General features: G+C 34.4%; 11 protein-coding genes. 1 reads left to right on the top strand and 10 read right to left on the bottom strand.

Features of this window, described 5'->3' with window-relative positions; all coding sequences use genetic code 11:
• Positions 1–12: 12 nt before the first annotated feature.
• The 6 genes from sufB to IEV72_RS09115 all read right to left on the bottom strand — a co-directional run bounded on the left by sufB (position 13) and on the right by IEV72_RS09115 (position 9,470).
• Positions 13–1,458: a Fe-S cluster assembly protein SufB gene (gene sufB, locus IEV72_RS09090; protein ID WP_188458783.1), complete on the bottom strand. Its 1,446-nt coding sequence runs from the start codon at positions 1,456–1,458 to the stop codon at positions 13–15.
• A gap of 14 nt (positions 1,459–1,472) precedes the next feature.
• Complete coding sequence (locus IEV72_RS09095) at positions 1,473–1,802, bottom strand: HesB/IscA family protein (protein ID WP_188458784.1); 330 nt, start codon at positions 1,800–1,802, stop codon at positions 1,473–1,475.
• A gap of 306 nt (positions 1,803–2,108) precedes the next feature.
• Positions 2,109–4,163, bottom strand: coding sequence for a M13 family metallopeptidase (locus IEV72_RS09100; RefSeq protein ID WP_188458785.1), 2,055 nt, complete (start codon positions 4,161–4,163; stop codon positions 2,109–2,111).
• A 121-nt stretch (positions 4,164–4,284) separates the two neighbouring features.
• Positions 4,285–4,764: a hypothetical protein gene (locus IEV72_RS09105; RefSeq protein ID WP_188458786.1), complete on the bottom strand. Its 480-nt coding sequence runs from the start codon at positions 4,762–4,764 to the stop codon at positions 4,285–4,287.
• A gap of 136 nt (positions 4,765–4,900) precedes the next feature.
• Positions 4,901–6,193, bottom strand: a complete 1,293-nt coding sequence (locus tag IEV72_RS09110; RefSeq protein ID WP_188458787.1) for an aminopeptidase P family protein — start codon at positions 6,191–6,193, stop codon at positions 4,901–4,903.
• 388 nt (positions 6,194–6,581) lie between these two features.
• Positions 6,582–9,470 (bottom strand): T9SS type A sorting domain-containing protein, encoded by a 2,889-nt coding sequence (locus IEV72_RS09115; protein WP_188458788.1) that lies wholly within the window; start codon positions 9,468–9,470, stop codon positions 6,582–6,584.
• A 260-nt stretch (positions 9,471–9,730) separates the two neighbouring features.
• Here IEV72_RS09115 and IEV72_RS09120 point away from each other — a divergent pair, with 260 nt between their 5' ends.
• Positions 9,731–10,612 carry an IS982 family transposase gene (locus IEV72_RS09120; protein ID WP_229731862.1) on the top strand — a complete coding sequence of 294 codons (882 nt, stop codon included), beginning with the start codon at positions 9,731–9,733 and terminating at the stop codon, positions 10,610–10,612.
• Between the two features lie 102 nt (positions 10,613–10,714).
• Here IEV72_RS09120 and IEV72_RS13800 read toward each other — a convergent pair whose 3' ends face one another.
• The 4 genes from IEV72_RS13800 to IEV72_RS09135 form a co-directional block, all read right to left on the bottom strand.
• The gene (locus IEV72_RS13800; RefSeq protein ID WP_505891263.1) at positions 10,715–10,780 is read right to left on the bottom strand and encodes a hypothetical protein; all 66 of its coding nucleotides are present in this window, start codon (positions 10,778–10,780) and stop codon (positions 10,715–10,717) included.
• A gap of 37 nt (positions 10,781–10,817) precedes the next feature.
• A complete protein-coding gene (locus tag IEV72_RS09125; RefSeq protein WP_188458789.1) occupies positions 10,818–11,849 on the bottom strand; it encodes a hypothetical protein in 1,032 nt (343 codons plus the stop codon).
• 116 nt (positions 11,850–11,965) lie between these two features.
• A complete protein-coding gene (locus tag IEV72_RS09130; protein WP_188458790.1) occupies positions 11,966–12,982 on the bottom strand; it encodes a hypothetical protein in 1,017 nt (338 codons plus the stop codon).
• A 9-nt stretch (positions 12,983–12,991) separates the two neighbouring features.
• The gene (locus tag IEV72_RS09135) at positions 12,992–13,486 is read right to left on the bottom strand and encodes a hypothetical protein (protein ID WP_188458791.1); all 495 of its coding nucleotides are present in this window, start codon (positions 13,484–13,486) and stop codon (positions 12,992–12,994) included.
• Positions 13,487–13,621: the final 135 nt, after the last annotated feature.

Here is a 13,621-nt window from a genome sequence, read left to right on the forward strand (position 1 = left end):
ATATAAAAGTGTTTATCCTACTGAACCTTCTAATGATATTTCTAATAATTTTTGAGCTTCTACTGCAAATTCCATCGGTAATTTATTCAGTACTTCTTTACTGAAACCATTTACGATTAAGGCAATGGCTTTTTCTTCGTCAATACCACGTTGATTGCAATAGAATATTTGGTCTTCACCAATTTTACTGGTGGTAGCTTCATGTTCTACTTGTGCCGTTTTGTTTTTAGCTTCAATGTACGGGAAAGTGTGTGCTCCACATTTGTTTCCCATTAATAACGAATCGCATTGCGAAAAGTTTCTCGCGTTGTCTGCTCGGCTGTTGATTTGCACCAATCCACGATAGGAATTTTGTGATTTTCCTGCTGAAATTCCTTTGGAAATAATGGTACTTTTTGTGTTTTTCCCTAAGTGAATCATTTTAGTACCGGTGTCGGCTTGTTGAAAATGATTGGTTAAGGCAATGGAATAAAATTCACCTGTAGAGTTATCTCCTTTTAAAATACAACTTGGATATTTCCACGTTACTGCTGAACCGGTTTCAACCTGAGTCCAACTGATTTTTGCGTTTTTCTCGCAAATTCCACGTTTGGTTACAAAGTTGTAAACGCCACCTTTTCCTTCTTTATCGCCAGGGAACCAGTTTTGTACGGTAGAATATTTTATTTCGGCTCCATCTAAAGCAATCAATTCTACCACAGCAGCGTGCAACTGGTTTTCATCTCGCATAGGCGCGGTACAACCTTCTAAGTAACTTACATAACTATCTTTGTCTGCTACCAGTAAAGTTCTTTCAAATTGTCCTGTTCCAGCTTGGTTTATTCTGAAATAGGTAGACAATTCCATAGGACATCTTACGCCTTTTGGAATGTAGCAAAACGAACCATCGCTAAACACAGCCGAATTTAAAGCAGCAAAAAAGTTGTCTGATTTCGGCACAACCGAACCAATGTATTTTTTGACTAATTCAGGATGCTTTTGAATAGCTTCTGAAATGGAGCAAAAGATAATGCCTTTTTCAGCTAATGTACTCTTAAATGAAGTAGCTACGGAAACCGAATCAACTACTACATCCATTGCCACACCTGCTAATTTTTTCTGCTCGTCCAATGAAATACCCAGTTTTTTAAAAGTGTCCAACAATTCTGGATCTACTTCATCTAAACTTTCGTATTTGGGTTTTTTGTTGGGTGCCGAATAATAAGAGATGTTTTGGTAATCGGGTTTTTGGTAATGCACATTAGCCCATTTCGGCTCTTGCATTGTTTTCCAAGTTTTAAAGGCATCTAAACGCCATTCCGTCATCCATTCGGGTTCTTCTTTCTTTTTAGAAATTGCGCGTACAATATCTTCATTTAAACCTACGGGGAAAGTATCCGATTCAATATCGGTATAAAAACCGTATTCATATTCTTTCGTTTGTAAGTCTTTTTCTAATTCTTCTTCGGTATATGCCATAATTTATTTTTTAATTAAAGCGAAAAACTTTCGCCACAACCGCATGTTCGCTGAGCGTTTGGGTTATTAAACACAAAACCTTTTCCATTTAACCCACCAGAATATTCTAGGGTTGTTCCTACCAAATATAAAAAACTGCTTTTGCTTACAATGAGTTTTATACCGTTATCTTCAAAAATTTTGTCGTTATCTTGTTGACTTTGATCAAAGTTCAAATCGTAAGATAATCCAGAGCAACCACCGCTCTTCACGCCTACTCTAACATAATGTTGATCAGCATTAAAACCTTCTTCTTGCATCAAGTTGGAAAGCTTCAATTTAGCTTGTTCACTTACTTTTATCATTACTTTAAATTTAATCTAAATAAAGAACAAATATACGATTTAGACTAAGATTTGCAAGTTGACTTAACATTATTATATAACATAGTGTAATTGAATTTGCTTATCGGTTTTATGTTTTAATTCAGTGAGTTTAAGCTAGGTGTTTTTTGGTATAAAACCCAGTTTTATTGGCTTTTAGAGATCTAACTTTTTTAATCAAAGCCCAATTTATACCTTTATTAAAACTGCAATACAAACTCATTAATTTACATAAAAAAACTCCCGAACATTTTAATGAACGGAAGTTTTAAGGTTAAAAAAGCTTGATTACCAAATGCGAACACGCTCTTCTGGAGCAATGTAAAGTGCATCATTTTCTGTAATATCAAAAGCTTCGTAAAAGGCATCGATATTTTGCAATGGCACTACTGCTCTTTGTTGTCCTGGAGAATGTGGATCTGTTTTTACCTGTGTTTTTAAGGCTTCGTCTCTAATTTTGGTTCTCCATACGGTTGCCCAAGAGATAAAAAAGCGTTGCTCAGGTGTAAATCCATCAATTTTATCTGGTCTGCCATGTTTTTCAAAATGAATTTGAAGACCATCATATCCGCCTAAAACTCCACCTAAATCGCCAATATTTTCACCTAAGGTAAAATCTCCGTTGATGTAGGTCTCTTCTAATACTTCAATAGAGCTGTATAAATCTGCGAGTTTTTTACCGCGTTCTGTAAACTTTTCTAAGTCTTGGTCTGTCCACCAGTTTTTCAAGTTTCCATCTCCATCGAAACGAGCACCAGAATCATCAAAAGCATGGGATATTTCATGACCGATTACCGAACCAATTCCGCCATAATTTACAGCAGCGTCTGCCTTATAATCATAGAATGGCGGCTGTAAAATAGCTGCTGGGAATACAATTTCGTTATTCAAAGGATTGAAGTACGCATTAACTGTTTGTGGAGACATTCCCCATTCTTTTTTGTCTACAGATTCACCAACTTTTTCTAAGTTACGTTGTGTACTCCATTCAGACACCGCCACCATGTTTTCAAAGTAGGTGTTTTCTGGATTTACTTGCATTTCACTGTAATCTTTAAATTCATCTGGATAACCAATTTTTACCGTGAATTTGTCTAATTTTTCAATGGCTTGCTCTTTGGTTTCAGCAGACATCCAATCTAGGTTTTCAATCCGTTTTTGAAAAGCTAAAATTACATCATCAATCATTTCTTCTGCTTTAGCTTTGGCTTCAGGCGGAAACATTTTATCTACATAAATTTGACCTACAGCTTCACCAACAGAAGAATTCACGACAGAAAGTGCACGTTCTTCAATAGGTAATTGTTTTTTTGCACCACTTAAAGTTTTGCTATAAAAATCCCAATTTGCTTTTTCTATTTCAGTACTTAAACTGGTAGCTGCAGAATTAAAAGTTGCCCATCTCATCAAGGTTTTCCAATCTTCAACTTTTCCTTCTGAAAGCACTTTTTCCATTTCTTCCATGTATTTTGGTTGCATAACTAAAACTACGTCTAGTTGCTCTTTTACACCTAAATCTTCAGCGTATTTTTCCCAATTGATGCTTGGCGTTACTTCTTTTACCTTATCTATTGTGTAGCGATTGTTGTAATTTCTAAAATCTCTCCGTTCAACTTTACTTAGTCTTGGTTTTGCTAAGCGGGTTTCGTAAGCTAAAATCAATTCGGCTTGTTCTTTTGCGCTAGCTTCGTCATCTCCTAAGTATTGAAGCATTCTTGTAATGTGAGCAACATATTCTTGACGAATTTCTTCTGACTCTTCATCATCATTCAAATAGTAATCTCTCTCTGGCAAGCCTAAACTTCCTGTACCAATATAGGCAACATTCATGCTGCTGTCGTCTGGGTCTGCGTAAGCAGAAAAACTAAAAAATGGCGTATTGATTAAGCTTGGGTTTTTTGCTAATAAAGTTTGCAAATCTGTAATGCTTTCAACCTCATCAATCATTTTTAGGATGGGTAAAACAGGTTTTACGCCTGCTTCGTTTCTAGCAATGGTATCCATGATATCATCAAAAATAACCAATGCCTTACCTTGGTCAGAGTCGGCTGGATATTCTCCAGATGTTCTTGTTTCTTTTAGTATTTCGAGAACATTGTCATCTGTTTTTTTACGTAAAACTTGAAAGCCGCCCCAACGAGTTCTATCGTCTGGTATTTCGGTTTCTTTCATCCAGTTTCCATTCACAAAACTGTAAAAATCATCTTGTGGTTTTACATCTTTATCCATGTACTGCGTTTCAATACCAGGTGTATTTTCGGCTTGTTGTTCTTTTGCTTCTTCACATGCAAAGAAAAGCGGAAACAGCAAAGCTAATTTCCATGTCTGTAAGCGTTTATTCATCTTTTTGTTTATTTTAAAATCGGCTCTAAATTAATCATTTAATTTTTAGCATAAAAAGCTATAGAAATAAAAAAAGCCATCTTCAAAAAAGACGGCTTTTTTATTGAATTATGTAATTCTGTTAGAATTTATAGCCTAATGCTACACCAAAAGAATTAATGTTTTCAACATCTTCAGTTATACTTTGGTAATAAACTGAAACTTCGAATGCTCCAGTATCATAACCAACTCTTGGCTCGTAAAAAAATGCCCCATCAACGTTGTCAGAAACACCAATTGCATAACCTAAATCTGCACGTGCAAATAGGTTTTCGCTAAAATTGAAACGACCACTTGCTGCTAGACTAATAAAACTAAAATCATCTATAAAATCTTCAGATGCCAAAAATACGGAATAACCTCCACGGCCACCAACATATAAAGATTCAGCAACCTCAGCAAAATAATAGGTGGCATTTACGCCAATACCAAAATCACTAAAATCACCAAAGTCACCCATAGGTATTCCAGCTTGTACTTCAGCTGTAAACATGTTTTCTTGTGCATTACTAAACTGTAGACTAGCAAACACAACGGCTAATACTAATAAAATTCTCTTCATAATTATAAAGTTTTGATTTATGCTAAGTTAGTGTTTTGACGATTTCACACTTTTTTATATGTATAGCTATCAAATTCTTAATTATGTTTGACCATATTATTGTATAATGGGTTTTTTATGTATATCAGCAACTGAGTTAAGCATTCATGATTTCTTCAATTTCGTCTGCTTCAATAGGAATATTACGCATTAAATTAAAAGGTTCTCCTTTTTCTTGAATGACCACATCGTCTTCTAATCGAATACCAAAACCTTCTTCAGGAATATAAATTCCTGGTTCTACCGTGAAAATTTGGTTGGCTTGCATGGGTTCGTAAAGCAATCCGTAATCGTGTGTATCTAAACCAATGTGATGCGATGTGCCGTGCATAAAGTATTTTTTGTAGGCTGGCCAATCAGGGTTTTCGTTTTGTACATCGGCTTTGTCTAATAAGCCTAAATCTAATAAAGCTGATGTCATTAATTTGCCGACTTCTACATGGTATTGCTCCCAATCTGTTCCTGGAACAAGCATTTTGGTAGCATCATTTTTAACCTGATTCACCTTATTGTACACTTCTTTTTGTCGTTTGGTGTATTTTCCAGAAACAGGAATGGTTCGGGACATGTCGCTAGCGTAGTTGGCGTATTCTGCACCAAAATCGAATAAAATTAATTCACCTTCCTTGCACACATCTTTATTTTCGATGTAATGTAAAACGCAAGCATTTTTTCCAGAAGCGATTATAGGCGTGTAAGCAAAACCTTTAGAGCGATTCAATAAAAATTCGTGCATTACTTCGGCTTCAATTTCAAATTCGTTTACACCAGGTTTAGTGAATTCTAAAACTCTTCTGAAGGCTTTTTCAGTAATGTTACAGGCTTTTTGCATGACATCTATTTCCAGTTGATGTTTTACTGAACGTAATCTTTGTAAAATAGGATTGCTTTTGGCTACTTGATGAGCTGGATAGTTTTTTTTCACCCAATTGTTGAATCGTTCTTCGCGGGTTTCGGTTTCCGTATTGGCACGGTAATGTTCGTTGGTATTGATGTAAATCATTTCGCTTTGCGTCATGATTTCCTGAAAAATTTTCTGAAAATCTTTTAACCAATATACGGTTTTGATTCCGCTGGTTTCAAAAGCTTTTTCTTCGGTAAGTTTTTCACCTTCCCAAACGGCAATGTGTGCGTTGGTTTCTTTTAAAAACAGAATTTCTCTGTGTTTGGCTTTGGGTGCATCTGGAAAAAGCAATAATATACTTTCTTCTTGATCTACGCCGCTTAGGTAATAAATGTTTCGGTCTTGTTGAAAAGCCAAAGTACTATCTGCACCAATGGGATAAATATCGTTAGAATTAAAAACCGCTACAGATTTTGGCTTCATTTGAGCCATAAAGTTTTTTCGGTTGTGAATAAATAAGTCTTTTGAAATGGGTTCGTATCGCATAAAATTCTTGTTTTTTCAAAGGTAGGGAAAGCTTTAGAAATGAAAAATGAGTTTTCTTAGTTCTTTACTATCTTGATCAACTACCTTAAGTTTCTTAAAACATTTTATGATTGATTTCAAACAAAAAAGACGGTACTTTTACATATCGTCTATAATTTACTCGCAAGTTTTAAATATTTATTTCAGTTTTTTTATTCCTAAAAAAGCACCTATTACCAAAGCGATTGGAATTAATAAGTGTATTGGTGCTTCGGATACATCGTTCACGGTTTCTGTAAACCCTAGGCGTCTTCTAAACTTTGCGCAAGCGAGTTGATACTTACGAAAAAGATAAGAACCACACTACATGCTATTTTTTCTTTACTCAATTTTAAGTTTTTCATAATTCTTATTCTTTAATAATCTTCTGCGTAAAACTATTTTCATTATCGTTTACTTTTAACAGATAAACGCCAGTTTCTAAATTTGAAATATCTAGGCTTTCTTCAGCCTTTTGGATAATAGAAAATACTCGCTTTCCTAATAAATTGTAGATTTCAATACCAACTTCATTTTCTATACCTGAGATAAATAATTGATCTTGGGTTGGATTTGGATATACACAGTACATTTTTTGGTCGAATTCTGTATTGCTTAGCGTTACATTTTCAAATACCAAGCTGAATCGAAAAATAGATGCGCTTTCGGTAATGCTTGGATCAATACTAAAGCTATAATCATTTTCTGCATTTATTAATGTTTGTGTTTCTAGGTAATTGTCTTTAATATACACTTCAAAATCTTCGCTTGTATTTTCTAATTGAAGCTTGAAACTGTAGTTTTCACTTTGGTAGCTATTGGCAAATAATTGGATTTCTTCGCCTTCTATTGGGTTTGCTCGTTGCTCGATAGAGAGCAACTGATTGCTGTTTACCAAAGCTAAATTCTCTCCTGTATTACCCATTTTACCCGCATCAGCATCATTAACTTCATTCTGGAAGTCTTCGCTAAAACGCAAACCAATGGCATCTACTATTTCTTCTACTTCTGTTGTTGAAGCAAACAATTGTAAGTTCAGCTTGATGTAATTGGGTACAGAAAAAGCAGAAAGTTGTTCTTCATCTACTGCCTTACTAGCTTCAGTAAATGTAATGCTTGGAGTAGTGCTTACTGTTAAGTTGTTTCTTACAAAGAAGGCTTGACCGGGTTGGATGATTTCATTGACATTAGAGCCTACTGTATTGCTTCCATCAAGCAAATCGATAGTTACAAAACTATCTAAATCACCTTGTTGTGGATCCCCAACGTATATATAATTGGTATTAATATCTCCACTGAAAGTTAACTGGTTAAAATCGACTGCGGCCTGATACGGGTTTCCAACAAAGTTGAAATTCCCATCGTAATCTGAAATACTTGGTGAATAATCGCCAAACTGTAAATCACCACTTGCACGCAAAACCGTTTCATTAGCTGAAGATTGATCAGATGTTAAATCGATATTACGATCGCCACGAACTAATAAACGGTAAGCTGCTCCCGTATTTAAGGTATTTACATTTGTATTGCTAATTGCTTCCCAAGCGGCTCCACCAGTTTGGTCTTCTAGCATATTATTAAATGTAAATAATGATGGACTTCCTGTTGCTGTTTGGTCAAAACCATCGGCACCCGTTGTTGAACCGGTAATGTGTGTACCATAATTTGTTGGGCTTCCACCATTTTCTTGCCAGTTTGCGTAAATACTCGTGATGGTTGTAATTGCTGGACTAATTAATCGGAATGCTCTTTTACCTGCTGGTATAAAACGTTCTACTTCTACGGTTCCACTGCCCAAATAACTTCCTGTAAATTCATCAAGTTGACCTGTGCCTGTGACATCGCTTTTAAACGTGATACTACCACTATTAATAATATCGCGGTTTACTTTTAATACACCAGAAACCTCGAGCGTAGTGTTGTTACTTAAGACAAGATTATTTATTTCTATTTGGTCTGTAACTTCTAACATAGGCTGATTAGACACATCCGTAATAAACACTTTGCTGGTTGAAGTAGGTAAAGCATTAGTACTCCAATTACCGCTTTCTGTCCATAAATTATTAATATTTCCAGTCCAATTGAGCTCAAAAGAAGTATTTCTATAGACTTTAGCAGAATATTCACTGGCATTTTCTCCTGTAATCAATACATCATGGTCGCCATCACCATCGATATCCGCAAAAGCTATAGAGCTAAATATAACACCATCAAAAGGTGTCTCCATCATTTCGGTATAGCCGCCACTACCATCGTTGGTGTAGAGTTTAGTAATACGTTGATTGCTTGCATCTACCCCCGTAATCAACACATCTTGATCGCTATCACCGTCAATATCTACAAAAGCGATGGAGCCATTAGAAACACCTTCAAAAGGTGTTCCAGATACTTCGGTATAACCACCACTACTGTCGTTGGTGTAGAGTTTGGCAATAGGTTGAATCGTTTGATTAATGGTTATTCCCGTAATCAGCAAATCTTGGTCGATATCGCCGTCGATATCTGCAAAAGCGATGGAACTAAACCAAACGCTATCAAAAGGTGTGCCGGTCAATTCGGTAAATCCACCACTACCATTGTTGGTGTAGAGTTTGGCAATCGGTCCATTATTGGTTAGTCCCGTAATCAGCAAATCTTGGTCGATATCGCCGTCGATGTCCGTAAAAGCGATGGAGCCATTAGAAACACCTTCAAAAGGTGTGCCGGTCACTTCGGTATAACCGCCACTACCATCGTTGGTGTAGAGTTTGGCAATGTCTTGACTATTTGCTTTTTGCCCAGTAATCAACACATCTTGATCGCTATCACCGTCAATATCTACAAAAGCGATGGAGCCATTAGAAACACCTTCAAAAGGTGTTCCTGATACTTCTGTATAACCACCACTACCGTCGTTGGTGTAGAGTTTGGCAATACGTTGATTACTTTCATCTAGTCCCGTAATTAACACATCTTGGTCGATATCGCCGTCGATGTCCGTAAAAGCGATGGAGCCTCGCTGAACTCCATCAAAAGGTGTGCCTGTCACTTCGGTATAGCCGCCACTACCATTGTTGGTGTAGAGTTTGGCAATGTTTTGATTATTTGCATTTTTTCCCGTAATCAATACGTCTTGGTCACCATCGCCATCGATATCCGCAAAAGCGATGGAGCTAAACACAACGCCGTCAAAAGGTGTTCCCAGGACTTCTTCAAATTGGATTTGGGCCTGTACAGTATATGACATCAATAAACTAAATAGTAGGACTTTCTTTGTCATGCTTATATTTTTAAGAGTTGGTTAATTATTTTTTTTTACATGTCTTGCACCTGCAGTGCCTTTTATTTTTAAACATTACTTACAAAAGTACAATTTTTTATTATTTCACTTTTAGCATCCATTATTTTAAAAAAACAGAAGCAAGTAACTCAAAATAAGCATGCTTGTAGATACCTAGTATTACCCGTAGTGCATTATGAAAAAGTTGCTCAACTCACTATAAATGAGTATATTGTATTGACTTTCAAACAAATACAATGATGAGCAACTTTATGGCAAGTTACAAATTAATTTTAAGAGAATTACGTAAAATATCAGATAAGGATGATTTTTACTTCAAGCCTATTGTTCCTAAGCTATCTGATATAGAGTTGATTAGTCTAATTATTTTAGCTGAGTTTAAGTCTATTGATTCAGAATATCAACTTTTTAGAGAATTAAAAAATACAGAGTTAGAAAATAAAATTGAAAGGAGTGTGTATAATAGAAGAAAGCGAAAACTTTTCTCTTACATGGAACAAATTAGGTCTAAAATGGTAGATGCTTTTAATGAATTTGAAAACTATTTTGTCGTTGATAGCATGCCCCTTGAAGTGTGTAAATTATCTCGTTCCAACCGAAGCAAGATTTGTAAAGAGCAAGATTATGCTTTACCAAATAAAGGTTTTTGTGCTTCTCAAAACTTACACTTTTATGGTTATAAACTTCATGCTGTCTGTTCTATAGAAGGCGTTTTTCAAAGCTTTGATTTGAGTCCAGCTTCAGTTCATGATATTCATTATTTAAAAGACATAAAGCTACAAATATCTGATTGTGTATTGCTTGGAGACAAAGGATACTTGTCTCAAAAAGTACAAGTTGATTTATTTACACAAGCTAATATAGAGTTAGAAACTCCAAAGAGAAAGAATCAAAAAGATTACAAACCACAATATTATCAATTTAAAAAATATAGAAAAAGAATAGAAACTCTATTCTCACAGCTTTGTGATCAATTCATGATAAGACGTAATTATGCAAAATCATTTGAAGGTTTTAAAACTAGAATCCTAGCTAAGATTACCACCTTAACAACAATACAATATATAAATAAATTTGTGTTCAAGAGAAATATCAATAATCTGAAAGTTAATCTCGTTTAGATAATGCACTACGGGTTAGTATTGGTATTTTTTAGTTGTAATTAGGAAAATGTAAAAAGCCCTGTAAGATTTACAGGGCTTAAATAATTGATTGTTTAGAAATTAATTTTTAATAATACATCTTGATGTACTTTGTGCTTCTTTTGTATTGATTTTGATGAAATACATCACTGAGGCTAATTCAGATAAATCAACTTTAATCTGATTAGTAATACGTGATTATACGTTCTACAATGTTACTCGGTTCATTATCTGTAAAAACCGTTCGTTTTATCCAATTACCTTTTTCATCATTCTCATAAACTAAGCGTATTGTTTCTGTAACATTTCCATTTTCATCAAAGGATTTTTGTTCAATGATCTGGTTCAGTTTATTGTAGCGCATTTCTTTTTCCTTTTTATATTCACCATTGAGTTCTGTTGAAGAACCTTTTTCAATCAGCATTCCATCCTTATTATAGGTGAAGTGATTTGCAAATGCGAATTCATTATTTGCGTAATAATCACTTTCTTTTACGAGCAAACCTTGTTCATTGTAAGCGTACGTATGCTTAGGCAGAATCATATTTTCAAAGCCTTTAATTACTTCATCAGTAATTAATTGCCCTTTTTCATTATAAGTAAGTTGTCTTTGTTCTTCATCGCTTTCAGTAAGCGATAAGATTTTTATGCCTTGCTTATTGTACTTGTGTGTTGATTTGCTTTTGTTAATTAAAAGTGTATCCTTATCAGTAATTTCTAAATAAGCTTCTTCAATTACATTTCCTTTGTTGTTATACTTATACGTTCTTAAATAAAATGAGTTTGTGTTAGGATATGTAGTTTTTTCAATTCCTAGTTTACCATTTGTTGCATAGCTAAATTCTCGTGTTTTTTCTAAGGAACCTGAATTATAGGATGCTTCAGTAACTATTTCAGCATTTTGATTATACGTGATTCTGGTTTCTGATTCTGCTTGACCATTTCTTCCCAAAGTAGCTTTGTTTAGAATACTTCCTTCTGGATTAAACTTTACGGCTACATCTTTATATGCAAAATCGCCAAAACCAACTCCTTTACTCGATTTTATTACATAACCAGCGCTATCTTTTGCATAATAAGATTGAGACTTTATGGATTTTACTGATCCTTTTAAATTAAAGTTGGCTACATCTGATGTTTTTATGCTTTGTGTAGAGCCACAACCCATAGTAAATACAAAAGAAAAAAATAAAAGTGATACTACGTGTTTTTTCATGTTGGATGATTTTACTGGGTTAAGTATTTAGTTGTTTGCATCTTAGTAATACTGCTAACAAATAAACTTTAAAACATTTACTTTTTTATTGTTTTATAGTCTTTTGATGTTTTTCGTTAAGGCTTAGACCAAAGTGCCTGCAATTCTTCAATGGTTTTAGCTTTAGCTTCTACTACTAAGCTGCCATCAAACGGATCAAAAAGTTGCCAGATGCCATCTTTTTTAAGCGCGCAAGCTTTTTCATAATTATGTTGCAAGATTTGCAATTCGTCGAATATGGGTTCTTTTAACAACTCAAATGCTGAGTTGTAGTAACCCACTTTGCCGTTTTTCCAAACTTCATAAGTTTCTGGATTTCTGTGGCGAACAATGTCATCAAATTGCATGGGGATTTCTCCAAAAACTTGACCTTCTCCTACAAACATTCCCCAAAGCTTACTTTTTTTATTTCTTCCTTTAAAATAGTAACCATAATTGTCTAAAGCTTCAAGCAAGTCTACTTTATAGTCTTCTCTAATTTGCTCCATCATTTGCAACTGATAAATTTCAAAACCCGTTGCTTTTGGCACTTCTTCAGGCGTATTGTATAAAAAGTTTCTACTTACGTAAAAAGTATAGTATTCATCATAGGCTTCAATTAAACCCCATTTGTTTTGATTTTTTACTTTTATTTTAACTTTAGAATAATCTTGATGTTCTTGGCTTTGCGCAGGGATTTTTTGCACTTCATCAAAGGCTAATTTTTCTTCAATTTCTTGTTTGTAAGTGTTTACCCAATACCATTTATTTTTTCTTTTAGCCCAAGTAAAATACATTTTCTCTTGGTATGCACTAGGAAATTGAAAACTGAAATTTTTAGTTTGCTTTTCCATGAAAATAGCTTCATTCATGGCATCAAAAAGCATCCAATTGCCTTTTTTGTTTTTAAGCCTAAATTGAAAATCCGATTCAGCGTTGGGGTTGAATTCAATATCGGTTGCCTTGTATTCTTTTAGAAAAACCTTCACGTCTTCGGGTTTTGTTTCTTTGGTAATTGGCACTTCTAATGTATCGTTTACGTAAAACCAAAACTGTGCATTGGTGGGAAGGTAAAATAAAACTGAACATATTAATATAAAGTAGCTTTGTTTCATGATGTAAGATTATTCGTTTATTTTAATGAGGTATTGACCGTCTCCAATTAGTTTATAATTGTAATTTACTTGGGTAGTTGGCTTTGTGTTTTTTGTGTAATAATTTACTAAACTATCTTGCTGAAGCGTGTCTCTAAGAAATATTTCTTGGTTAGGGTGAATCTGAATTTTATCGATGCTGTTTTTGAATTTATAGCGATACGGAATAAATATTTTTTGGTTTTTTGCCAACTCAACTTGGTAGGTAAATTCGTCAATTTTCTGGTAAGGAATTTTGCTTTCTGCATCTTTATACCAGTTGAAGCTTTTCTCTGAGTAGGATTTGTTTGTGGTAATATACAAACTGTCTGGCATAGCATAATACTCTTTTAAATCGCCTTTATTAACCACATAATTAATAGTGATTTTCTGTTTTTGTTCGCTTGCATTATCAATAATGTAGAGGTTTCCAATTCCGCAGCTGGAAAAAATTATTAAGATTAACACATAGCTCGCTTTTTTCATTTTATTTGTGTTTTAATTTGTCTATCTTCTTAATTCTCATATCTTAATCCTTGATTATGTTTGCTGTTGCTACTATTGATGCTATTGTTGATTTTCAATTTACGATTGGACTGAAATTATTTTTCCTGATTTTCT

Source organism: Psychroflexus planctonicus, assembly GCF_014640195.1.
Classification (GTDB): Bacteria; Bacteroidota; Bacteroidia; order Flavobacteriales; family Flavobacteriaceae; genus Psychroflexus; species Psychroflexus planctonicus.